The organism is Qipengyuania zhejiangensis (assembly GCF_035607565.1).
GTDB lineage: Bacteria > Pseudomonadota > Alphaproteobacteria > Sphingomonadales > Sphingomonadaceae > Qipengyuania > Qipengyuania zhejiangensis.
This window is the reverse complement of the sequence record NZ_JAYKGO010000003.1, coordinates 503,219-524,482: the sequence shown is the minus strand read 5'-3', so window position 1 is coordinate 524,482 and position 21,264 is coordinate 503,219. Positions and strand designations below refer to the sequence as shown.

At 64.0% G+C, this 21,264-nt stretch carries 22 protein-coding genes; 9 read left to right on the top strand and 13 right to left on the bottom strand.

Features of this window, described 5'->3' with window-relative positions; translation table 11 throughout:
* Positions 1-18: 18 nt before the first annotated feature.
* The gene (locus tag VR863_RS10255; protein ID WP_324828369.1) at positions 19-1,386 is read right to left on the bottom strand and encodes an MATE family efflux transporter; all 1,368 of its coding nucleotides are present in this window, start codon (positions 1,384-1,386) and stop codon (positions 19-21) included.
* A 122-nt stretch (positions 1,387-1,508) separates the two neighbouring features.
* On the opposite strand from VR863_RS10255, the gene VR863_RS10250 reads away from it, so the two are divergent.
* Entirely contained in the window at positions 1,509-2,276 is a 768-nt protein-coding gene (locus VR863_RS10250) for a class II aldolase/adducin family protein (protein ID WP_324828368.1), read from the top strand.
* A 25-nt stretch (positions 2,277-2,301) separates the two neighbouring features.
* On the top strand, positions 2,302-2,862 hold the full coding sequence (locus VR863_RS10245) for a (2Fe-2S)-binding protein (RefSeq protein WP_324828367.1): 561 nt from the start codon (positions 2,302-2,304) through the stop codon (positions 2,860-2,862).
* Between the two features lie 66 nt (positions 2,863-2,928).
* Here VR863_RS10245 and VR863_RS10240 read toward each other — a convergent pair whose 3' ends face one another.
* Positions 2,929-5,034: a TonB-dependent receptor gene (locus tag VR863_RS10240; RefSeq protein ID WP_324828366.1), complete on the bottom strand. Its 2,106-nt coding sequence runs from the start codon at positions 5,032-5,034 to the stop codon at positions 2,929-2,931.
* Positions 5,035-5,207: 173 nt separating this feature from the next.
* Between VR863_RS10240 and VR863_RS10235 the strand changes: the two genes are divergently transcribed.
* Positions 5,208-5,552: an arsenate reductase family protein gene (locus tag VR863_RS10235; RefSeq protein ID WP_324828365.1), complete on the top strand. Its 345-nt coding sequence runs from the start codon at positions 5,208-5,210 to the stop codon at positions 5,550-5,552.
* On the opposite strand, the gene VR863_RS10230 is transcribed toward VR863_RS10235, so the two are convergent.
* Positions 5,549-6,913 (bottom strand): MFS transporter, encoded by a 1,365-nt coding sequence (locus VR863_RS10230; RefSeq protein ID WP_324828364.1) that lies wholly within the window; start codon positions 6,911-6,913, stop codon positions 5,549-5,551. The genes VR863_RS10235 and VR863_RS10230 overlap by 4 nt on opposite strands.
* A gap of 126 nt (positions 6,914-7,039) precedes the next feature.
* On the opposite strand from VR863_RS10230, the gene VR863_RS10225 reads away from it, so the two are divergent.
* The gene (locus tag VR863_RS10225; protein ID WP_324829259.1) at positions 7,040-7,648 is read left to right on the top strand and encodes a class I SAM-dependent methyltransferase; all 609 of its coding nucleotides are present in this window, start codon (positions 7,040-7,042) and stop codon (positions 7,646-7,648) included.
* Here the strand turns inward: VR863_RS10225 and VR863_RS10220 are convergent.
* Positions 7,645-8,475: a glycerophosphoryl diester phosphodiesterase membrane domain-containing protein gene (locus VR863_RS10220; protein WP_324828363.1), complete on the bottom strand. Its 831-nt coding sequence runs from the start codon at positions 8,473-8,475 to the stop codon at positions 7,645-7,647. The genes VR863_RS10225 and VR863_RS10220 overlap by 4 nt on opposite strands.
* Positions 8,476-8,531: 56 nt before the next feature.
* Here VR863_RS10220 and lipB point away from each other — a divergent pair, with 56 nt between their 5' ends.
* Both lipB and VR863_RS10210 read left to right on the top strand, forming a co-directional pair.
* Positions 8,532-9,203 (top strand): lipoyl(octanoyl) transferase LipB, encoded by a 672-nt coding sequence (lipB, locus tag VR863_RS10215; protein WP_324828362.1) that lies wholly within the window; start codon positions 8,532-8,534, stop codon positions 9,201-9,203.
* Entirely contained in the window at positions 9,200-9,508 is a 309-nt protein-coding gene (locus tag VR863_RS10210; protein ID WP_324828361.1) for a hypothetical protein, read from the top strand. The genes lipB and VR863_RS10210 overlap by 4 nt, the downstream gene beginning before the upstream one ends.
* A gap of 19 nt (positions 9,509-9,527) precedes the next feature.
* Here VR863_RS10210 and VR863_RS10205 read toward each other — a convergent pair whose 3' ends face one another.
* Positions 9,528-10,640 carry an alkene reductase gene (locus VR863_RS10205; RefSeq protein WP_324828360.1) on the bottom strand — a complete coding sequence of 371 codons (1,113 nt, stop codon included), beginning with the start codon at positions 10,638-10,640 and terminating at the stop codon, positions 9,528-9,530.
* A gap of 54 nt (positions 10,641-10,694) precedes the next feature.
* Here VR863_RS10205 and VR863_RS10200 point away from each other — a divergent pair, with 54 nt between their 5' ends.
* Positions 10,695-11,603: a DMT family transporter gene (locus VR863_RS10200; RefSeq protein ID WP_324828359.1), complete on the top strand. Its 909-nt coding sequence runs from the start codon at positions 10,695-10,697 to the stop codon at positions 11,601-11,603.
* A 19-nt stretch (positions 11,604-11,622) separates the two neighbouring features.
* On the opposite strand, the gene VR863_RS10195 is transcribed toward VR863_RS10200, so the two are convergent.
* The 6 genes from VR863_RS10195 to VR863_RS10170 all read right to left on the bottom strand — a co-directional run bounded on the left by VR863_RS10195 (position 11,623) and on the right by VR863_RS10170 (position 18,617).
* Positions 11,623-12,939 carry a DUF2254 domain-containing protein gene (locus VR863_RS10195; protein ID WP_324828358.1) on the bottom strand — a complete coding sequence of 439 codons (1,317 nt, stop codon included), beginning with the start codon at positions 12,937-12,939 and terminating at the stop codon, positions 11,623-11,625.
* A gap of 61 nt (positions 12,940-13,000) precedes the next feature.
* Positions 13,001-15,115, bottom strand: a complete 2,115-nt coding sequence (locus tag VR863_RS10190) for a prolyl oligopeptidase family serine peptidase (RefSeq protein WP_324828357.1) — start codon at positions 15,113-15,115, stop codon at positions 13,001-13,003.
* Positions 15,116-15,149: 34 nt separating this feature from the next.
* Positions 15,150-16,136, bottom strand: coding sequence for a quinolinate synthase NadA (gene nadA, locus VR863_RS10185; protein ID WP_324828356.1), 987 nt, complete (start codon positions 16,134-16,136; stop codon positions 15,150-15,152).
* A 71-nt stretch (positions 16,137-16,207) separates the two neighbouring features.
* The gene (locus VR863_RS10180) at positions 16,208-16,978 is read right to left on the bottom strand and encodes a hypothetical protein (RefSeq protein ID WP_324828355.1); all 771 of its coding nucleotides are present in this window, start codon (positions 16,976-16,978) and stop codon (positions 16,208-16,210) included.
* Between the two features lie 98 nt (positions 16,979-17,076).
* Positions 17,077-17,760 carry a DUF4230 domain-containing protein gene (locus tag VR863_RS10175; RefSeq protein WP_324828354.1) on the bottom strand — a complete coding sequence of 228 codons (684 nt, stop codon included), beginning with the start codon at positions 17,758-17,760 and terminating at the stop codon, positions 17,077-17,079.
* Positions 17,745-18,617, bottom strand: coding sequence for an MBL fold metallo-hydrolase (locus tag VR863_RS10170; RefSeq protein ID WP_324828353.1), 873 nt, complete (start codon positions 18,615-18,617; stop codon positions 17,745-17,747). Before VR863_RS10170 ends, VR863_RS10175 begins: the two co-directional genes overlap by 16 nt.
* Before the next feature lie 63 nt (positions 18,618-18,680).
* On the opposite strand from VR863_RS10170, the gene VR863_RS10165 reads away from it, so the two are divergent.
* Positions 18,681-20,144, top strand: a complete 1,464-nt coding sequence (locus VR863_RS10165) for a glycerol kinase (RefSeq protein WP_324828352.1) — start codon at positions 18,681-18,683, stop codon at positions 20,142-20,144.
* On the opposite strand, the gene VR863_RS10160 is transcribed toward VR863_RS10165, so the two are convergent.
* Together VR863_RS10160 and VR863_RS10155 are read right to left on the bottom strand one after the other, a co-directional pair.
* Entirely contained in the window at positions 20,145-20,606 is a 462-nt protein-coding gene (locus VR863_RS10160; protein ID WP_324828351.1) for a DUF1465 family protein, read from the bottom strand.
* 100 nt (positions 20,607-20,706) lie between these two features.
* Entirely contained in the window at positions 20,707-20,916 is a 210-nt protein-coding gene (locus VR863_RS10155) for a YdcH family protein (RefSeq protein ID WP_324828350.1), read from the bottom strand.
* A gap of 153 nt (positions 20,917-21,069) precedes the next feature.
* Between VR863_RS10155 and VR863_RS10150 the strand changes: the two genes are divergently transcribed.
* Entirely contained in the window at positions 21,070-21,225 is a 156-nt protein-coding gene (locus tag VR863_RS10150) for a YdcH family protein (protein ID WP_324828349.1), read from the top strand.
* Positions 21,226-21,264: the final 39 nt, after the last annotated feature.

Below are 21,264 nucleotides of genomic sequence, written 5' to 3'. Positions count from 1 at the left end.
GCCTATGGAGCAAGATGGTTAACTATTGGTTTGGGGAACGGAACCTTCGTGGGGCCGTGCGCGCAGCACGTGCCACGCCAGGAAAGCGGCCAGAAGCCCGCCAGCCAGATTGGCCGCGAGTTCCGCCGCATAGATCGCCTCGGCCCCGAACATGGGACGCAACAACCAGGCGAACGGCAGCATCACCAGGAAGACGCGGGCAAAGCTCTGCGCGAGGGCGTAGCGTGCCCTGTCGAGCGCGTTCATTGCGCCGTTGGCCACGATCAGCACGCCGAATCCGGCGTATCCCCATACCGATATGGCGAGATAGGAATCGAATTCGCGCACCACGGCCGGATCCTGCGTGAACAGCCCCGCAAACCAGTCGCCAAAAGCGAACAGGAGCATCGCCACCAGCAGACCGTAGCCGATGCAGAACGCCCCGGCCTCGCGCATGGCAAGGCGCGACCGGTCGGGCATGCCCGCCCCCCAGTTCTGGCCGACGATTGCCCCGATTGCGCCCGACAGCGCCAGCAACGGCACGACCGCGAAGCTCTGGAGGCGGCCCGCCGCGCCGAACCCTGCGACAGCGGCATCGCCTTGGCTCGCCAGCAAGGCCGTGAGGACGGCGAGGCCGATGGGGTTGATCGCGTTGGAAAAGGCGGCCGGTCCGGCAACCCGCACGATGGCTTTCGCGGATTCGCCCATCCGGCATTGGCGAACCAGCGTGAAATTGATGTGCAGCGCACTGCGCCGGATCAGCCACAGCGCAACTAGGATTGCCAGCGCCCATCCGGCAAGGGTGGCGTAGGCGGCGCCGGCAACGCCGAACCCTTCCAACCCGAAGGCGCCGGTGATCAGCAGCGGATCGAGAATCCAGTTGGCGATCGAATAGGTCAGCGACACGTAGCTGGTTGCCCGCGCCTCGCCCTGACCACGCAAGATCCCGCTGAGGCCCATCTGGAACAGCAGCAACGGCATGCCGAGCGCAAAGGGCCCCATGTAGCGCTTGATCAGGGGCAGCAGTTCGTCCGAAGCCTGCATCAGGCGGAACAGCGGATCGAGCAAAAGGTAAAGCGCCAGCCCCAGGACGAGCCCGGTCACCAGCGCGAACACCGCGCCGAAATTGGCCCGCCGTTCGGCCCGATCGCGGTCCCCCTCGCCCAGCGAGCGGGCAATCACCGAATTGATGCCCACCATCACCCCGACGCCCAAGCTGGAGATCGCGATACTGATCGGGAAGATGAAAGCGACCGCCGCCAGTTCCTGCGGGCCGAGCTGTCCGATGAAATAGGCGTCGATCAGGCCGACGGACATGATCGCGGCGACCCCGATGATCATCGGCATGGTCTGCGTCACCAGATGGCCGCGAATGCTGCCCCGGGTCAGTTTTGCCGTCTCGCTCATCGCGGGCCGACCTAGCGAGGCCGGCGGGGCTTGCCTAGCGGTGAATGCATCCGCGATGCTTGCCCAATCCTGCCGGTCCGTGCGATACGGGTCCTGAAACGAAACTTGCAGGAGAGCGAGCGATGGCAACCCAGATGAAACAGCGCGATTTCGAGTGCACCGATGCCGAATGGCAGGCACGTCAGGATCTTGCGGCCTGTTACCGGATTTTCGATCACCTCGGTTGGGGCGAATCGATCTACAACCACATCTCGATTGCCGTCCCGGGGGAAACCGACACCTTCCTGATAAATCCGTTCGGCCTGCTGTACGATGAAGTCACGGCCTCGAACCTTGTCAAGATCGACGTCGAGGGCAACAATGTCGGCCCGTCGCAATACATGGTGAACAAGGCCGGCTTCACCCAGCATGGCTATTTTCACAAGCACCTCGGCACGCGCGCAACGGCGATCTGCCACGTCCACACGACGGCCACGATGGCCGTCTGCAGCCACAAGGACGGGCTGGTTCCCACCAATTTCTACGCCTGCAATTTCCAGGGCCAGATCGGCTATCACGATTTCGAAGGCGTGACGGTGCGCGAAGAAGAAGGTGAACGGCTGGTCGAAAACCTCGGCGATCACAGCATTCTCATGCTCCGCAACCATGGCCCCGTGGTGATGGACAGGAGCATCCCCGGCATGTTCGTGAAGATGTGGGCGTTGCAGCGCGCCTGCGAAATCCAGGTCGCCACCCTTTCGCAAGGCGAAGCGAACGTCATTTCGCAGGACGTGGTCGATGTTCACCAGCGCGACCTTTCGGTCATGGCGTCGCAGGGCGGTGCCGGTGTGCTCGATTTCGAAGCGTGGAAACGCCGCGTGTCCCGGATCGACGATAGCTGGAAATACTGACCTCAGGTCCCAGGGTTCGCAGCGTATGACCAGCATGACCGTCAACGGGCGGGCGATCCGGTTCCGGATGGACCCGGATACGCCACTGCTGTGGGCGTTGCGCGATGCGGCGAACCTGACCGGCACCAAATACGGATGCGGCGAAGGGGATTGCGGCGCCTGCATGGTCCATGTCGACGGCGAAGCGCTGCGGTCCTGCCTGATCACTATTGCCGAAGCCGAGGGCCGGTTCATCACCACCATCGAAGGGTTGAGCCGCGATCGGTCGCATCCGGTGCAGCAGGCGATGGTGGCCGAACAGGCGATCCAGTGCGGCTATTGCACGCCGGGCATCGTCATGGCCGCCAGCGCGCTGCTGCAGAAGAACGCTACCCCCAGCGAGGCGGAGATCAAGGCGGCGATCCCCAATCTGTGCCGCTGCGGGGTCTATCCGCGGCTGGTGCGCGCGGTCGAACGGGCCGGGCGCGTGTCGCGGCGGCGCGAAACGATCAGCGCGGCGCCGGCACCGGGCATCAGCGCCGAAGATGCCGCACGCGAAGTGCCGGCCATCACCGCGCCGGACGAAGTGCCCCCGCCACAGGATTGAACCGAAAAAGGGCGGCTGCCGTGTGCCGGTAGCCGCCCCTTCGTGTGGATCGCGGATTGCGCGGGCCTACATTTCGTAACGGATGCCGATCTTGGCGGTCAGCGGCTTGCCCGGCTGGATGTTGTTATCGCCATGCGCGCTCGGCCAGTAATCCTCGTCCAACAGGTTTTCGACGTTGAGCTGGACGCTCAACCGGTCGCTGACTGTGTAGAAGGCCGCCGCGTCGACCCGTGTATAGGCGGGCAGAACGACGTCGTTGCTGTAGCTGGCAAATTGGCTGGACTGGTGGACCGCACCCAGGCCGAAGCCGAAGTTGTCGGTGAAATCGTAACGCGCCCATGCGCCGATCTGGTGCGCGGGAAGTTGCTGCAGTTCGGTGCCCACGCCCGCGGACGATGTGGCGGAACGGATTTCGCCATCGAGATAGGTGTAACCGAGGTTCACGTGCAGCGCCTCGGTGAGCGAACCGGCAAGGCTGGCTTCAAAGCCCTGGACGCGGCTTTCGCCGGTCAGGACGGTCAGTCCGGTCGTTCCGTCCACCGCCGGCGTGTTCGACCGGTCGAGGCGGAAGACTGCGGCCGTGGCAAGCAGGTCGGCGCGCGGTGCCCACTTGATCCCGGCCTCCAGGGTCTGGAATTCTTCCGGGTCGAGCAGGACGCTGGTCTCGCTCAGCACGGTGAACTGATCGCCCGAAGAGGGCAGGAAGCTTTCCGAATAGCTCGCGTAGAGCGAAAGGTTTTCCTGCGGCTTGATCACGATGCCGGCACGCGGGCTCAGCTTGCTGTCGGAACGCGATGCGGCGAAATCTTCGCCGATATCGTAGCTGTCGAGCTGGAATTCGTCATAGCGTGCACCGACGATGATCTGCAGCCAGTCGGTCAGTTCGACCTGGTCCTGGACATAGAAGGACAATGTTTCCAGCCGCGAGGTGGAGGCCCGCTGGGGGCTGAGCGTGAAGGCCGGGATGAAGATCGTGTCGGCCAAGGGCGATGAGGTGGATGACAGCCCGCCGAACAGCGCCCGATCGCGGTCGGCATCGGTATCCTGGCGCATGGCTTCCGCGCCAATCAGAACGGTGTGTCCGATGCCGCCCGTGTCGCCCTGCCACACGAGGTTGGCCTGGCCGATCAGGTTTTCGCGCAGCGTTCCGCTTTCATAGCCGGAAAGGCTGACGGTGTCGGCAAGGCCATCGTCGTCGGTGTCGGTCGCGCCTGACGGGACGATGTTGGAATAGAACTTGTCGTAATTGGCGTATTGCGCGGTGACGTTGCCGCTCAAGCCGCCGCCGAAATCATGGTCCAGCCGTGCGCGCGCAATGTGGGCTTCCACGTCGCTGACATTGTAATCGGCATCGCCGAAGAAAACGGTGTCGACCCCTTCTAGCGGGCCGGTGCCGAAGGAAGGAATGCCGCGATCCGTGACGCGGCGATCATCGTCATACGTATAGGTCAGCACCAGTTCGGTGGCATCGCCCATTGCGATGGTGGCGGTCGGGCTGAACCCGATGAACCGGCCTTCGTAGAAATCGCGATCGTTGTCGAATTCCTCGTATGTGCCGTTTACGCGTAGCGCGACGGTGTTGCCCACCGGTGCGCCGACATCGGCTGCCAGGCTGAAGGCACCGTGGCTGTCAACGCTCGCCATGCCGACGACCCGCTGTTCGCCCAGCACGGCCTTCTTCGACACGCGGTTGATGGCGCCGCCACCCGCGCCGCGCCCGAAGATCAGCGCGTTCGCACCCTTGAGCACCTCCACGCGTTCCACGTTGTAAAGCGGGCGATAGTACTGGGCATCGTCGCGCAGGCCGTCGACGTAGAAATCGGCGGTGCTTTCCTGACCGCGGATGAAAACTTCGTCGCGGTGGCCTTCGCCCGATTCCATCGAGACGCCTGGCACGAAGCGCAGGGCATCGTTGAGGGACGTGATGTTCTGGTCCTCGATCTGGTCGCGGGTGATCGCGGCGACGGCCTGGGGCACGTCGATCATCGGGGTGGGGGTCTTGGTCGCGCTCGATCCGTCATCGGCGGAATAGCTGTCGCGATCGCCGGTCACCACGATATGCCCGGGCAGATAGTCGCGCTCAGGCTGTGCGTCGTCGGCCAGCGCGGGAGCGTGCATCGTGGCAAAGGCCGTACCGATCAGAAGCGCGGCGCGGTGGGTGTGAAGGGCCATGGGAGACTTTCCAAAACTTGAGAATGATTATCAGTTGCGAGGGGCCTGCTATTGCGAACCATTCGCATCTGCAAGCGGAATCATCCCATTTGACGGTGAAAAAAACGCACGAGTTGCTTTCACTGATCGCAACAGTCGCTTAATCGACCCGCATATCCAAGGAGACCAAGGCCATGAAGGCAACGATCTGGCACAATCCCAAATGCGGCACCTCGCGCAAGACGCTGGCGATACTCGAAAATCTGTCGGGCGTGGACCTGACGGTGGTCGAATATCTCAAGCACCCGCCGAGCCGCGAAAAACTTGCCCAGCTTTACGCCGATGCGGGCATCAGCCCGACCGAGGGGTTGCGGCTGAGGGGAACGGATGCGGTGGAGCGCGGTCTGCCCGATGCGCCGGCCGACGCGGTGCTCGATGCAATGGCTTCCGATTCGAGCTTGCTCGAACGGCCGCTGGTGGAAACGGAAAAGGGCGTCCGCCTGTGCCGTCCGCAGGACCGCGTGCTGGAAATCCTCTAGCGCTGCTTGCTGACCAGCTTTTCGTCGGATTGCAGGGCGGTCCATCCGTAGACGAAGACGATCGCGCACAACGCCACGATCAGGCCGAAACCGAGCCAGTCGGAATGGCCGTACAGCCAAACGCCAAGCGCGGGGGCGTATATGTAACTGGCCCCTGCCACCGAAGCGGTGATGCCGGACGCCTGCCCCTGTTCGGCCCGCGTTACCGCCAGCGAAGTGCCCGATGTGGAGCCCGGCCTGAACAGCCCGAAGCCCAGCGATGCGATGGCAAAGCTCAAGGCGATGAGGTGGAGATCGTCGGCCACGCCGAGAATGACGACACCGAACGCGGCAACCGCAATTCCCGATAGCGTGGCCGCACGCGGACCCAGATTGAACCGCGGGATCAGGCCCCACTGCGCCAGCAGGGTTGCGATAGCGCCTGCCATCAGCACCAGCCCGACGGGGCCGGTGCCTTCTGCCGGCGTGGCGCGCAGCCCCAGCCGGTCGAGCACCAGGAACCCCGAAATCCCCAGCACCATGGCCTGTGCGTGGCCGCCCAGCAGGCCCACGATCACCCATGGGCGAAGGCGTGTCTCGAACCATCGCAGCTTGTGCGGCTCGACCGCCTCCTCGTCCTCATCTTCGTCCTCGTCGTCGCCGCCAGACGGCTCGGCCGTCGGGCTGCCCGAATACGGCGCATCGTAGGCGGTGCCGCGCGCGGGAAACTGCGGCTCGTCGTTGGGCAGACGCCACCGCAGCGCGATCAACGTGGCCACGCCAATGGCCGCAAATATCAGGAACGGCCCCGTCAGGCCGAGGAAGGGCAGCACCATCAGCGGGGCAAGCGCGGGGCCGATAACCGTCCCCAGTCCGAAACTGGACGCGATCAGCGACAGGGCCTGCGTGCGCTCCGCGCGCGGTGTGCGGCTGGCCACATAGGCCTGGACCGCAGGCGGCGCCGCGCTGCCGAAACCGCCGTACAGGCTGCGCGCGGCGGCAAACATGATCAGCGCCCAGAACGCGGTAAGATATCCGCTGAGGCCGAGCCACAGCATCAGCCCGCACAGGCTGAAACTGGCGATAAAGCCGATCAGGCCGAGAGCCATCATGGCCTTGCGACCGCGCCGGTCGGACCGTTCGGCCCAGATGGGAGCGCAAATCACCCACAGCAGCGCCGACCAGCTGTAGGCAAGGCTGATCCACACGTCGTCGATCTGCAACGCGGTCCCGATCGACGGCATGACGGATTGCATCGCAGTGTTGCCTGCCGCCGTCGTCAACATGACGGCAAACAGCAGGATCATCCGTTCGCGCGAAATCGGTCGCGGCTTGGCCGCAACGGGAACCTCGGCAATTACAACAGGGTTTTTGTCAGCCATCGCGATCCTGCGCTACGCCCGGCGCGGCGCGCTTGCAATGGGTTCGCCTGACTGCCAAACGGACAGCGATCGGGCACCAGTCGCCGCGAGGGATTTGAATTGCCAACCGAAAACAGTGTCGCCGTGATGGAACGCCGCAATTTCAAACAGAAGGCCGCCCGGCTTTTTGGCCAATGGGGCGTCTTCTTTCGCGGGTTTGTCGAACATCCCAAGATGGTCGGCTCGATAATCCCGTCATCGCGGTTCACCATCGCCAAGATGCTCGGTCCGGTCGATTGGGCCAGGTGCGAAGTGTTCGTGGAATACGGCCCCGGTGTGGGCACGTTCTGCCAGCCGGTGCTGGATCGGCTGCGCCGCGACGGCACGTTGATCGTGATCGATACCAATCCGTTGTATGTCGACTATCTGAAGAAGCATTTTACCGACAGCCGCTTCCACGCGGTTCTCGGATCGGCTGCCGACGTCGAGGAAATCGTGCGGGCCCATGGCCATGACCACGCCGATTACGTGTTGTCCGGCCTGCCGTTCTCGACGCTTCCGGACGGGGTAGGGCCAGCGATCGCGGAAGCGACCTACCGTGTCATCCGTCCGGGCGGGGCGTTTCTGGTGTACCAGTTTTCCGCAAAGGCGCGCGATTTCATGGCGCGCCATTTCGAACGTATCGACAGCGGCTTCGAAGCCCTGAATATCCTTCCCTGCCAGTTGTTCTGGGGCTGGAAGGAACCGCGCGTCTAATCGTGCCGCACGGTCGGGACGCTGGTTGCGTTCTCGAGCCGGCGGAACTGGCGGTGCACCGCGGCCAGAACCGCTGTGGCGCCGACGACCACCGCAGTCGTCATCGCGGCCATCGTTACCGCTTCGCCGACTTCGGCCACGGCAGGGCCGGTCAGCGACAGGATCAGGCCTGAAACCAGCAGGACGACGATGAACAGCGCAAAGGCGGCCACGACCAGCAGGAAGTAGAAGAAGGACAAGCGGCGGCCGTTGCCACGCGTCATGTTCCACGAACCACGAAGGGCCGCGATCGGATTGATCTCCCCGTCGACCGCAAAGATGGGCAGGGTCATGGAAAGGCGCGCAGTGAGGTAGACGGCCACGGCAAAGGCCAGCACCGTGGCGGCGAATGCCACGCCGCCCAATCCGGTCAGCGTGGCGACCGATACGATCAGCAAGGTGGCAAAGTTGATGCCCAGCATCTGCAGCACCAGCGCCAGCCAAGCCGGAACGAAGAACTTGGCCCCGATCCCGATCGCTTCGCTCACCGTCGGGCTGGCGCGCCGTCCGACCAGTGCAAGCATGGCCAGTTGTCCGACCGTGCCAATTGCGGCGACCAGCATGAACAGCCACCAGGTCCTGGCGTAAAAGGCGTTGAAGGCGTCCATCACCCTTTCCATGCTGGCGCCTTCGGGAATTTCCGGCATCGGCGCAAACGATGGTAGGGTGACCAGCAGGATCGCATAAGGCAGGAAGACGAATATGCCGGCGATGGCCGAAAGCAGGCCGGAATTGGCGCCTGCAAACCGTTTCGCATCGCGCCAGGCCGTGTCGAGGTCGAATTTCATGCCGGTTTTCTCCATACCCCTTGATAAGCGTTGCATCTGACGCCACGCAATCGCCGATGTCGGACCAACCCACCAAAACCGTCGAATGGCGTGCCGAAACCGGGCAAGTGGCCTATCGCGAGGCGTTGGCGGCGATGGATGCGCGCAACCGCGCGATTTCCGATGGCACCGCACCCGAAATGGTGTGGCTGCTGGAACACCCGCCGGTTTACACGGCAGGCACCAGCGCGGACGGGTCCGAATTGCTCGACCCGCGCTTCGAAGTGGTCGAGGCCGGGCGCGGGGGTCGTTACACCTATCACGGGCCGGGCCAGCGTATCGGGTATGTCATGCTGGACCTGAAGGAACGGGGCCGCGACGTGCGCTGTTTCGTTCATTCGCTGGAAGGCTGGGTAATCGCGACGCTGGACGATATCGGTGTGAAGAGCTGGCGATCGGAAGGGCGGATCGGTATCTGGACGAAGGACATCGATGGCCGCGAAGCCAAGATCGGTGCGATTGGCGTGCGGGTGCGGCGCTGGGTCACGATGCACGGTTTTTCGGTGAACATAGCCCCCGACCTGACCCATTTTACGGGCATCGTGCCCTGCGGCATCGACGAATTCGGGGTGACCAGCCTCGCCCGGCTCGGTATCGATCTTGCGCCTGCGGCCTTCGATGCGGCATTGCAGGCGCGTTTCGGCGACTTTCTCGCCGCGCTCGAAGGAAAGGCCTGCGCGCTGCCATGATCCGCAAGTTCATTTTCGTCACCGCCCTCGGCATCGGCCTTGGCGCGTGCGGCAGCGATCCCACACCACAGGACGCCGACAATGGCGAACGCGCGGCGCGGGGCGAGGTGCTCGGCGGCACGATCAGCGATCAGATGATCCCGCTCGACACGCTGCAATCGCGCTCGGCGCCGTTGCGGCAGGAAAGCAGCGGTGCGCAAGACGCGGCTCCCGATGCGGCCTCGCCGGACGAAACCGGCACGCCGACAACCGACGAAGCCCCGGAAGCCGAGGTGGCCGCCCCCGCCGAAGACGCGGAAGGCTAGCCACCTCTATCGACCTCGGTCAGCCCGCCGCGACGTCGCGTGCGTCGGCCAGCGCAGGGTAATCGATATATCCTTCAGGTCCCGAACCGTACCAGCTGTGCGGCACGTTGACGTTGGGCGCGATTTCGGCACCCAGACGGAAGCGTTCGGCAAGGTCGGGGTTGGAAATGTAATCGCGCCCCCAGGCAACCGCATCGCAGCGACCGGCGTCGATATCGGCAACCGCCTGTTCGGGGGTGTAATCGCTGTTGAGCACAAGCTTGCCGGAATAGATCTGGCGGATCAGCGGGCTCTGCTTGGGCACCTCGGTTGCCCCGAACGTGCCGTCCGGACCCGGCTCGCGCAGTTCCAGGAATGCCAGGCCCAGGTCTTCGACGACCTTGGCGGCCGCGCCGAAGGTGGCCGCAGGATCGCTGTCGTCGCAACCTTGCGTCTCGCCGTTCGGAGACAGGCGCACGCCGACGCGATCCGCACCCCACACATCGATCAGCGCGGTCAGCACTTCGCGCAGGAACCGCGTGCGGTTTTCCGGGCTGCCGCCGTAGTCGTCTTCGCGAAGATTGGTCGAATCGCGCAGGAACTGGTCGACCAGATAGCCGTTCGCGCCGTGCAACTGCACGCCGTCGAAGCCGGCCTTCTTCGCGTTTTCGGCTGCGTGGCGATAATCGGCCACGACCCGTGCGATCTCTTCGACCGACAGTTCGCGCGCCTTTTCGTGATCCTTGCGCCCTTCGAACGTGTGGGCATGGCCGGGTGCCGTGGTGGCGCTGGCGGAAACGGGGGGATTGCCGTCAAGAAACAGCGGGTGGACCAGGCGGCCCATGTGCCACAGCTGCATCACGATAAGGCCACCGGCTTCGTGCACGGCTTCGGTAACCGGTTTCCAGCCTTCGACTTGCGCGTCGCTCCAGATTCCGGGGGCGGCAGGCCAGCCAAGCCCTTCCACGCTGATGCCGGTCGCTTCGCTGATGATGAGGCCGGCACCGGCCCTCTGGCGATAATAGGTCGCCATCATTTCGTTCGGCACGGAGCCGGGCTGGGTCGAACGGCCTCGGGTAAGCGGGGCCATCAGGATGCGGTTCTTTGCTTCGAGCGAACCCATGGTCAGCGGCTGGAAAAGAGTGTCGTGCATTGCGGGCAGATCCTTTTTACTGGCGCGGTATGGCCATTGAGCTAGGTGGCGGACATGAACAGCGCAACCGCCTCGGCTGACAAGAATGGCTATCAGGCAGGCGCGTGGCACTTTGCGGCGCTGATCACGGGAAATATCGTTCTGGCCCTCGGGCCGTGGTTCGTGCGGCTGGCAGACACCGGCCCGGTTTCGGCTGCTTTCTGGCGCTTGCTGCTGCCCCTGCCGGTTCTGGCCCTGCTGGCCTGGCGGTCACGAAAGGTCGGCCCGCTCGACAAGCGACTGGTCCTGCTATGCCTCGCCGCTGGCGCATTTTTCGCTTTGGACCTTGCCAGCTGGCATATCGGTATCGAACGCACGCGGCTCGCCAATGCCGTGCTGTTCGGGAATTCGGGCAGCGTCATCCTGATGCTGTGGGGGCTTGTCGCAATGCGCCGCGCGCCGTCGCAGCGCGAGGCGTTGGGCGTTGCCGCGGCCTTTGCCGGTGCCGCGATCCTTCTGGGGCGCAGCCTGGAAATATCGGCCGCCACGTTCATCGGGGACCTGTTCTGTCTGGCGGCGGGTATCTTTTATGCCTTTTACCTCCTTCCGGCCCAGCGCGCCCGCGCGGCCATGGGTTCGTGGACGGTTCTCGTGCTGGTCAGCCTTGCCGCGTCGCCGGTGTTGCTGGGTATGGCCGTCCTTGGCGGGGAACCGGTATGGCCGGGTGCATCGGGCTGGACGCCGGTCGTGCTGCTCGCCCTGTCGAGCCAGATCGTCGGCCAGGGGTTGCTGGTATTTTCGCTGGGACATTTCCCGCCGCTGGTGATCGGCATGGCCTTGCTCACCCAGCCCGCGGTCGCGGCGGTGGTGGGGTGGATCGCATTCGGGGAACTGCTGGTGCCGATGGACTTCATCGGCATGGCGCTGGTCGGTGCCGCGCTGGTGCTGGCCAAGGCCCCTGTCAGGCCCGGGCGGATGCGCTGAAACCTGCCAGCCGAAAAAACTACCAGAACGTGCGGTTGAAGTCCGACAGATGCGTCTCGAACCGGTCAAGATCGGGGCCGATCAGATTGAGCCGCGCCTGCGCGCCCAGCTTTTCCGCTTCATCCTTCAGCAGCTTCTGGCGGGCCTCCACCTTGATGGGAATCGCGGCGTTGGCCAAGGTGTCGAGCATGACTTCGGCGGCGATGGGAGATGTCGCAACCGCGCTGCGGATCGCGCCGAAGCCGCGCTTTAGGTAATGATCGAAATCGTCGGGCAGGGGGATGACCGGGCAGTCCTCGGTATCGCCAGTGCACACGTTCTTCCTCAGGTCGCGCCGCCCGATTTCCGCCGTTGCCGCACCGAGCCAGTGCAGCGCGTTGATGGCGGTGAAGGGATCGTTGATGCCGGGAGAGAGCGCCCGCAGACCGATCTCCACCAGTTCGTCGATCAGGAACTGGGGATCCTGATCCGGCGTCCTGGTGGCACCAAGCGTGAAGCAATCGCGTATCCTTCCCTCGATCTTGTCGCGATCACACCCGGCCACGTCCATCAGCGGCATGTCCCGGTGAACAAAGTCACCTGTGCGGACCCTGAGCGAGAATGTGCAACCGTTGCCGCGCGCCAGTTTCTCCAGATCGGAGAAGTCGATCAACTGCACGTAACCGGTGCCCCATGCGGTAACGGGATCGCCGGGAACGGACTTCAGCGCATCGCCAAACTCATCCTCGACCGGATAGGTCGCGCGGATCGCGTCGAGCAACCGGTCGCCAATGCCCTGCAGCACTTTGTTGATGCGGATGGAAGACGGGATGTGGTTGAGGAAGAAAACCAGCACCACGACGCACAAGGCCATCAGGCCATAGGCCACCAGAAGCGAAAGTTGGGGCGTGAAACCCGGAAGGGCCGTGGCTGCGGCATCCGCCACCGAAGCCGGTGCCTCGTCTTCGCGCCGCACCGCGCGCAGGACGATCAGGGCATACACGAAGCTTCCGATGAACGTAGCCAAGCTAAGCTGGTTGCCCCGGTCTTCCATGAAATTCGTCAGCAGACGCGGGCCGTAATTGCCGCTGGCATAGGCGACGGCGGCGATCGTGATCGAAAACACGGTGGAGGCAACGCCGATCATGCTGCCCGCCATGACGGTCAGCATGTCGGATGCGCCCGTGGGCCGGGCCGGAACGATCCAGTCCACCGCATTCAGGAATTCAGCGAAACCGGCCCGGTCGAGGCCGACCATCGTGAACGCCAGCACGGCCGCAAGGACCGAAAACAGCGCCGGATAAAACCAGTAGTTGGCGTTCAGACGCGCCCAGAAGAAACGGATTTCGGCGGTCAATTGTCACCCCCCATTGCGATGTCGGTCACACACAAAACGCCCGGAGGCGGGAACGGTTGCTTCAGTCCTCGCCGCCGATTTCGCGGTTGAGGAACGCCAGCAGCAACGCGGCGCGCTTGGCATCCTCTTCATGGTCGGCGCCAACCGAATGCCCGCCTTCGCGGTATTCGTGATAATAGAATGTCTGGCCAAACGCTTCGTGCTTGGCCGCCATCTTGCGCGCATGGCCCGGGTGCACACGGTCGTCCAGCGTGGAAAGATAGTAGAAGCTTGCCGGATGGCCGGCCACGTCGCGCAGGTTCTGATACGGCGACCAGTCGCGCATGAAGGCCCAGTCTTCCGCCACATCCGGATTGCCGTATTCCGCCATCCACGATGCACCGGCAAGCAGCTTATTGTACCGGCGCATGTCGATCAGCGGGCTACCGGAGATGATCGCGCCGTAAAGATCGGGCCGCTGGTTAGCCACCGCGCCCACCAGAACGCCGCCGTTCGAACGGCCCGATGCCGCGATCTTGCCCGGCGTGGCAAGGCCTTCGGCGACAAGATCATCGCCCACGGCGTGGAAATCGTCGAAGCTGTTCTGACGCTTTTCGCGCAGCGCGTCCTCGTGCCATCGGGGACCGTATTCCCCGCCGCCCCTGATGTTGGCCAATACATAGGCATGGCCGCTTTCCAGCCAGAACAGGCCGAGCGGGCCGCTGCGATACGGTTCCGCCGTGAGATATTTGGGCGTCTGCGCGGCGCGAAAACCGCCATAGGCGTGAATCAGTGTTGGCAGGGGGCCTTCCGCGCCCTTGGGCCGGGCGAGATAATACGGAACCTTCGTGCCGTCTTTCGAAGTCGCAAAACGCTGTTCAACGGTGAATTTCGACGCGTCGAATTGCGCCGGTTCGCTGGCGATTGCGCGCGCTTCGCCTTCCGAAGGCACGGAATACAGCGTTGGCGGGGTCAGCATTCCTTCTACGGTGACGAAGACGGTATCGCCCGTGCCGGTGGCGGTAACGAGCGAAAGGGTGCTGTTCGGCGGCAAGTCCATTTCGCGGCTGAACCATCCGGGATAACCGGGCGAAACCTCGATCAGCTTGCCCGACACATCGTCCAGCACCTTGACCCACAGCCGGTTCTGCGAAGCCGTCACTTCCTCGACAGCCTGCGTTTCGCTTGGCCGGAAGATGACGATCGGTTCGGAAACCTGACCTTCGGCGATCGGGGCCAGTGGCCACGCAACCAGCGCCCCCGAAGGGACCGTTCCGCGCGACCTTTCCAGCGGGGAATTGAGCTTGGCAATTACATGCCCGGCCAGCACGGTTTCGAATTCGGCGTCGTTCGGCAGCGGGAGCAGCACGCTGCCGCGATCCTCGGTGACCAGAACGTGTTCGCTGGTCCAGAAACTGGAACTGCGACGGATGAAGCGCCAGCGGGTGTCCCCGTCCAGCACCGAAAATCCGTTAACGCTGACATCGCCTTTCAGCCCTTCGGTCACCAGTCTGGCGGTGGAGAAAGCCCTGCCACGCTCCCACAGCTTCACCAGCCGCGGATAACCGGAATCGGTCATCGTGGCTTCGCCTTCGTCGGTGCCGACGAACAGTGTGTCTTCATCGTACCAGGCAACGCTGGATTTCGCTTCGGGGAGGGTGAAGCCCCCTTCGACGAAGGTGCCCGTTGCGATGTCGAATTCACGCACGACGTCGGCGTCGGTCCCGCCCGGGCTGAGCGAGACGAGGCAACGGCGGTATTCGGGCGCAAGGCAATCGGCCCCGTGCCACACCCAGCTCTGGCCTTCGGTCACGCCCAGCTTGTCGACATCGATCAGCACCCGCCACGCAGGCGTGCCGGCCTGATAGTCGGCAAGGTTGGCGATCCGCCACTGGCCGCGCGGATTGTCCGCATCGCGCCACAGATTGGTGACCTTGTCGCCATAAATGGCGGTGGGCATCGCTATCTGGCGGTCGTCATCCAGGATCTGCTTCGCCCAAGCCCTGGCAATCGGATATTCGGGTGCGGCCGTCAGCAGCGCTTCGGTTTCTGCATTCCAGCGGTCGACCTGCTCGAGCGCGCGTTCGCCCTTGATCTCTTCCAGCCAGATGTAGGGATCATCGGCATCGGTATCCTGCGCGAGCAAGGGGGCTGCCGGAACGGCGAGGGCGGCGACCAGCGCCAGGCGTGCGACCATGTGGGTATTCTCCGTGACTTCGTCCTTGAGGGGATCAGACCTTGCCGAGATCGCCCTTGCCGATGGTGCCGCTGGCCATTTCCAGCATCCGGTCGAGGCTTTGCTTCGCCTTGAGGCGCAGCCCTTCCTCGATCTCGATACGCGGTTCGAGGTCTCGCAGGCACTTGTAGAGCTTTTCCATCGTGTTCAGCGCCATGTACGGGCAGATGTTGCAGCTGCAATTGCCGTCCGCACCGGGCGCGCCGATGAACGTTTTCTCGGGGATCGCCTTTTCCATCTGGTGCATGATGTGCGGTTCGGTCGCCACGATCAGCGTGTCGCCTTCGAAGGTCTTGGCGAATTGCAGAATGCCGCTGGTCGAGCCGACATAATCCGCGTGATCGACGATGGTGGGCGGGCATTCGGGATGGGCGGCTACCGGGGCGCCGGGATACTGTTCCTTCAGCTTGAGCAGTTCGGTTTCGCTGAAGGCTTCGTGCACGATGCAGACGCCGGGCCACAGCAGCATGTCGCGGTTGAACTTGCGCGACATGTATCCGCCCAGATGGCGGTCCGGCCCGAAGATGATTTTCTGGTCTTCGGGTATCTGGCTGATGATGGTTTCGGCGCTGGAACTGGTGACGATGATGTCGGACAGGGCCTTCACCTCGGTCGAACAGTTGATGTAGGTCAGCGCGATGTGGTCGGGGTGCGCTTCGCGGAACGCCCTGAACTTGTCCGGCGGGCAGCTGTCTTCCAGGCTGCAACCTGCGTCCATGTCGGGCAGAACGACGATCTTTTCCGGGCTGAGGATCTTGGCCGTATCGGCCATGAACTTGACCCCGCAGAACACGATCACATCGGCATCGGTGTCCGCCGCCTTGCGGCTCAATTCCAGCGAATCCCCGACGAAATCGGCAAGATCCTGGATGTCTGCCGTCTGGTAATAGTGCGCGAGGATGATCGCGTTCTTTTCCTTACGCAGGCGGTCGATCTCGGCGAGCAGGTCCTGGCCGGTGGGCAGCTTGGTTTCGGCAGTCATTCTATATCCCGTCTGATGCGTGTGTGGCGCTTATATACGGAAAGGGCGGCCGTGCGAGGGGGTTCCGGAAATCACATGCCCGGCGGCAAAAACGGTTCGGGCGACCGTTCGCCCCCCGGCGTCCCGGCAACGTGGCCCGCTACCCAGGCGCGCGCAAACTGCGTATCGCCCAGGCGCTCGCCCATCGCCATGGCTGCAATCGGAACCAGCAGCGCCCACCACCATGCCTTGTGAACCCCGCCGTTGACGCGCGCGTCCATCACCATCCCCGCGATCGGGAACAGCGCCATGACGGCAAACAGGATCTCGAACACCCACGGGATCATGAAAGGCAGTGGCAACAGCCGCGCGATGCCCGGCGCGGCAACCGTGGCGAAAGCTCCGAACATCAGCCGCTTGTGCCAGTCGGGGCGGTTCCGAAGCGCAAGCGCGGCGAAAGCCAGCCCGCCGAATGCGGCGAGATGGAACAGGTTCACGACCAGAAATTCCGATTGACCGAAGAACGGCGGGCCACCCAATATCTGGAGCGTGGCGAAGGTGAGCCACACGCCCATCACCAGCATCGCCGGAACCCAGAGCGCCGCGATCTGACCCAGGCGTCTGTGAAGCGCCAGATTGCCGCCTGCCGCGAGGCTTGCCTGCGTGACGTAAAGCGCGACGAATCCGAAAAAGAACAGCGCGTGCAGGTGGTAGATTATCGGCACGTCCAGGCTCGATCGGCCTGCGGCAAGGTTCAGCGCGAACCCGCCCACCTTGAGAACGCCCAGTACCCAGGCGCTGACCTTGAAAAACGTGTGTTCGCGTCCGGCGGTCTGCCCGCCGTGTTCCCGCTCGCCAGCCATCGTGTTCGTCCTCCCCCAGATATACCAGGCGACCACTCTATCTGCTTTCGGCTGCAATTCTTGCGCGCCGGGACGCGATGGTCAACCGGCCTGAAGGGTCAGCGCGGCGCTTCCCCGTCAAAGCGCACGTTCACGGTAACGTCGCCATAACCGGCGATCTGCAACGGGATCGCCAGGTTTTGCCGCACGGCTTCCCTGGCGGCTTGCCGTGCAAGGGAGAGGACTTCGGGATTCCTGGCAAAGGCGGCGGCCTTGCGTTCGGCCTGCTGCGAATTGTTGCGCGCAAGGTCCGCACTGGCATCGCGCGTGACCCAGCTTCCCTCGGTGAAGACCTTCTGCTGCGCTTCGTCGAGGTTGGGGCGCGAAATGCGTATGGGCGGCAGGATTACCTCAAGCGTCTCGCTTTGTTCGTCCCACGCGAAACGATCGCGGTCCATCGACGACAGGTCGAGCCGGTATTCGACGGACGCCGGGATGATCGCCGCCTGTCGGCTGGTGAGCAGATCGACACCCATTACACCGCGCTTGTCCTCGCTTTCGGCAACGACTTCGAAGCGCGACGAAAAGACCGTGAGCGAGTTCTGTTTTTCGAACGCCAGCATCGCGCTGCCGACCGGGTCGCCTTCTTCCTGATAGAAAAACGCCCGCCAGCCGAGCCATGCGACCGCAGCGATCAGGACGATAACGATCAGCCAGGGCACCGCTTGCACCCGCGCCAGCGACTGGTCGCGCGTAACGGCGGGTTGCAGGGCGGTGTCGTGGTCTTTCAGATCGTTTTCCATACATCCCCCGAACGGGCGACAAGGCCGCGTCGTTCCAGGTCGAGCAAATGGGCGGTCACCGACATTTCCGCCGCCTTGTGCAGCTTGGGATCGAGCCCCTTGTACATCAGGGGCACGAAATCGGCCGCCCCGAGCGGTTCTTCGCCAAGCAGGCGCAGGATCTGGTTTTCGCGCTGGCGACGGTGGCCGATCATCCCGCGGACAAGCTGGCGGGGTTTTTCCACCGCTTCGCCATGCGCGGGATAAAACACGCGGTCCTCCCGCGCATACAGCTTTTCCAGGCTGAGCATGTAATCGCCCATGTCGCCATCCGGCGGGATCACCACGCTGGTCGACCAGCCCATCACGTGATCGCCGGTAAACAACGCCCCCGATTCCTCGAGCGCAAAACACAGGTGGTTGGAAACATGGCCCGGCGTGGCAACCGCCCGCAGCGTCCAGCCGGGGCCAGTCATCGCCTCGCCGTCGTGCATCACGCGGTCGGGCTCGTAGGTGCGGTCGAAGGACGCGTCGGCGCGCGGTCCGCTGTCGTCCAGAACCAGGGGCGCACAGCCCACGATCGGCGCCCCGGTGCGCGCGGCCAGCGTCTTTGCCGCCGGCGAATGGTCGCGGTGGGTATGGGTGCACATGATGGCGCACACGTGTTCGTCCCCGATAGCCGCATCGAGAGCGAGGAGATGCTCTTCCTCGTCCGGGCCGGGATCGATGACCGCGCAGCCATCGCCCAGACCGACGATGTACGTCTGCGTGCCGGTGTAGGTGTACGGTGACGGGTTGGGCGCGAGCACGCGCCGCACCAGCGGTTCGAGCTGTTCTGCCTGGCCGGTGGGCCAGGGCTTGGGAGGTGGGCCTGCCATGGGGTTGCATATGGGGCACGCAGTGGCGCATGTCACGTCCCGCCACGTGCCGCAGGAGAGACAATGGCCGATCGCATTCTCGTACTCGACGCCGGAACCACCTCGACGCGCGCGATGATTTTCGCGCCCGACGGGGCGTTGGAAGCCGTGTCGCAGTCCGAATTGACGCAGCATTATCCGCAGCCCGGATGGGTCGAACACGATGCCCAGGAAATCTGGGACAAGACGCTGGTGTGCGCGCGCGAAGTGGTGGCGGGCGATCCGGGACGCATTGCGGCCATCGGTATCACCAACCAGCGTGAAACCGTGGTCGCCTGGGACAGGCAGAGCGGCAAGCCGCTGGCCCGCGCAATCGTGTGGCAGGACCGGCGCACGGCCGAATTTTGTGCCGGCATGAAGGCGTATGGCCACGAAGCCGAGGTGCAGCGGCGGACAGGATTGCTGCTCGACCCGTATTTTTCCGGCACGAAAATGCGCTGGATGCTCGACCATGACGATGCCGTGCGTGCGGCCGGCGATGCGGGAACGCTGGCGTTTGGAACGGTGGAAAGCTGGCTGGTTTTCAAGCTGTCGGGCGGGGCGCACATTTCGGACGCCAGCAACGCCAGCCGCACGCTGCTGTTGCCCCTCGACGGCGCCCAGTTCGACGAGGATCTGTGCGAATTGCTGGGGGTGCCGCGCGCCGCCTTGCCGCAGGTGGTCGACACCCACGGCGGCCTGGCCGTCAGCCATGCCGAATGCCTGGGGTCGGCGATCCCGATCTGCGGTCTGGCAGGGGACCAGCAATCGGCAACGATCGGGCAGGGGTGCCTTGCGTTCGGAGAAACCAAGGCAACCTATGGCACGGGCGCGTTCGTGCTGACCAACAAGGGCCAGCAAATCCCGCGGTCGGACAACCGCCTGCTGGGCACGGTGCTGTATCAGGAAGCTGGAACGCGGACCTACGCGATCGAGGGCGCCTGTTTCGTGGCCGGCAGCCTTGTGCAGTATTTGCGCGACCAGCTGGGGTTGATCGGGACGGCAGCCGAAACCGAGGAGCTGGCCCGGTCTATCGCCGACAGCGGCGAGGTTGTGATCGTGCCGGCGCTTGCCGGGCTGGGGGCACCCCACTGGCGGCCTGATGCACGCGGGGTCATATCCGGCCTGAGCTTCGCCAGCGGAAGGGCTCAGATCGCGCGTGCGGCGCTGGAGGCGATGGCCCACCAGACGCATGATCTGGCAAGTGCCTTTGCCGCCGACGGGGCGCCGTGGTCGCGCTTGCGGATCGATGGCGGGATGAGTGCGAACGACTGGATGGCGCAGGATCTGGCGGACATCCTGAACCTCGAGGTGGAGCGGCCCGATTTCGTCGAGACGACGGCGTTGGGCGCGGCGATGCTGGCTGCGGTGGGTTGCGGAATGCACGGTTCGCTGGCGGATGCATCCGCCGCGATGCGCGGCAGCGGACGCAGTTTCCGGCCATCGATGGACATCGGCGTGCGCGAAGCGCGGCTGGCGCGGTATGCGCGGGCTTTGTCTGTCGCCTGATCAGCCGTGGCTGGCAAAGGCGGCGGCGATGCGGCCGTGCATCGACAGGACCGGCGTCCCGTCGCGTGTTCCTTGCGCGCGCAGATCGTGGTCGAGCCGCGCCACGCGGGCATGCAGTTCCTCGCTTTCGCGGATGAGGGCCTGCGTTTCGGGTTCCAGAAGACCGAGATTGGCCGGATCGGACAACCGTTCTTCGGGAAGGGAATTATGGCGGCGCAGCTGCGCGTGCGACAGTTCGCCCGAAAGATAGGCCCGCTGATTGAGCAGCCATGCGAGGACGTGCATCACGCGCGTCGTCGTGCGCAGGCCTTCGATCGACAGCGCGATCCGCAACCGGTCGCCGCAGCTGTCGATGTTGCCATCCACGCGCATGTCGAAAGCGGCGCGCGCATCGTCGGCCAGCAGAAGTGCCTCTGCGTAGAGGTCTTCGATGATGTCTTCACTGATGTCGGATGCGCTCATGGCCTTGGGGGCTAGACCTGGCCCGTCCGGGTTTCCAGCGGATTTGCGCGGCCTGTCCCGCACTGGAACGCAGCGGCCCGCAACGCAAAGCCGACAGATATCAGGCGATGATGTCGGGCAGCAGGGTATCTTCGATCAGCGCGATCCGGTCCTTCAGGTGAAGCTTGCGTTTCTTCAGCCGCGCAATCTGCAACTGATCGACAAATCCACTGCGCTCGCCCGCATCCGTCAACGCTGCGATGGCCGCATCAAGATCGCGGTGCTCGCTACGGAGCATCTCCAGCCGTTTTCGCAGCTCCTGTTCGTTCACGCCCGTCCTTCCATAAACCCGGTTCGTCGCATGGCCCCAAATCGGGGTGTTTGTAAATTGGCAATAGTGTGGTTTGATACTCATCGAGCGGCCCGTGCCGCACTGGCACGAGTCGCTTCTAGGGGTCGCTTAAACCCGTAAGGAGACAGCCAGATGCAATCATCCCATGTCGATGCGCTCAAAGCCAAGCACGCCGGTCTCGAAGCCCGCTTGCACGACGAGCAAACCCGGCCGGCGCCCGATATTGCGATGATCCAGCAACTCAAGAAGAAAAAGCTCCGCATCAAGGAAGAGCTGGCCAGTTGCTGATACGGTGACCGTGCGAAGGCGGGGCGTTTCGTTCCGCTT

What these genes read in the sequence shown, in the direction of transcription:
- VR863_RS10255 (WP_324828369.1), bottom strand. Translation starts at nt 1,386, where the DNA reads ATGAGCGAGACGGCAAAACTGACCCGGGGCAGCATTCGCGGCCATCTG.
- VR863_RS10250 (WP_324828368.1), top strand. Translation starts at nt 1,509, where the DNA reads ATGGCAACCCAGATGAAACAGCGCGATTTCGAGTGCACCGATGCCGAA.
- VR863_RS10245 (WP_324828367.1), top strand. Translation starts at nt 2,302, where the DNA reads ATGACCAGCATGACCGTCAACGGGCGGGCGATCCGGTTCCGGATGGAC.
- VR863_RS10240 (WP_324828366.1), bottom strand. Translation starts at nt 5,034, where the DNA reads ATGGCCCTTCACACCCACCGCGCCGCGCTTCTGATCGGTACGGCCTTT.
- VR863_RS10235 (WP_324828365.1), top strand. Translation starts at nt 5,208, where the DNA reads ATGAAGGCAACGATCTGGCACAATCCCAAATGCGGCACCTCGCGCAAG.
- VR863_RS10230 (WP_324828364.1), bottom strand. Translation starts at nt 6,913, where the DNA reads ATGGCTGACAAAAACCCTGTTGTAATTGCCGAGGTTCCCGTTGCGGCC.
- VR863_RS10225 (WP_324829259.1), top strand. Translation starts at nt 7,040, where the DNA reads ATGGAACGCCGCAATTTCAAACAGAAGGCCGCCCGGCTTTTTGGCCAA.
- VR863_RS10220 (WP_324828363.1), bottom strand. Translation starts at nt 8,475, where the DNA reads ATGAAATTCGACCTCGACACGGCCTGGCGCGATGCGAAACGGTTTGCA.
- lipB (WP_324828362.1), top strand. Translation starts at nt 8,532, where the DNA reads ATGTCGGACCAACCCACCAAAACCGTCGAATGGCGTGCCGAAACCGGG.
- VR863_RS10210 (WP_324828361.1), top strand. Translation starts at nt 9,200, where the DNA reads ATGATCCGCAAGTTCATTTTCGTCACCGCCCTCGGCATCGGCCTTGGC.
- VR863_RS10205 (WP_324828360.1), bottom strand. Translation starts at nt 10,640, where the DNA reads ATGCACGACACTCTTTTCCAGCCGCTGACCATGGGTTCGCTCGAAGCA.
- VR863_RS10200 (WP_324828359.1), top strand. Translation starts at nt 10,695, where the DNA reads ATGAACAGCGCAACCGCCTCGGCTGACAAGAATGGCTATCAGGCAGGC.
- VR863_RS10190 (WP_324828357.1), bottom strand. Translation starts at nt 15,115, where the DNA reads ATGGTCGCACGCCTGGCGCTGGTCGCCGCCCTCGCCGTTCCGGCAGCC.
- nadA (WP_324828356.1), bottom strand. Translation starts at nt 16,136, where the DNA reads ATGACTGCCGAAACCAAGCTGCCCACCGGCCAGGACCTGCTCGCCGAG.
- VR863_RS10180 (WP_324828355.1), bottom strand. Translation starts at nt 16,978, where the DNA reads ATGGCTGGCGAGCGGGAACACGGCGGGCAGACCGCCGGACGCGAACAC.
- VR863_RS10175 (WP_324828354.1), bottom strand. Translation starts at nt 17,760, where the DNA reads ATGGAAAACGATCTGAAAGACCACGACACCGCCCTGCAACCCGCCGTT.
- VR863_RS10170 (WP_324828353.1), bottom strand. Translation starts at nt 18,617, where the DNA reads ATGGCAGGCCCACCTCCCAAGCCCTGGCCCACCGGCCAGGCAGAACAG.
- VR863_RS10165 (WP_324828352.1), top strand. Translation starts at nt 18,681, where the DNA reads ATGGCCGATCGCATTCTCGTACTCGACGCCGGAACCACCTCGACGCGC.
- VR863_RS10160 (WP_324828351.1), bottom strand. Translation starts at nt 20,606, where the DNA reads ATGAGCGCATCCGACATCAGTGAAGACATCATCGAAGACCTCTACGCA.
- VR863_RS10150 (WP_324828349.1), top strand. Translation starts at nt 21,070, where the DNA reads ATGCAATCATCCCATGTCGATGCGCTCAAAGCCAAGCACGCCGGTCTC.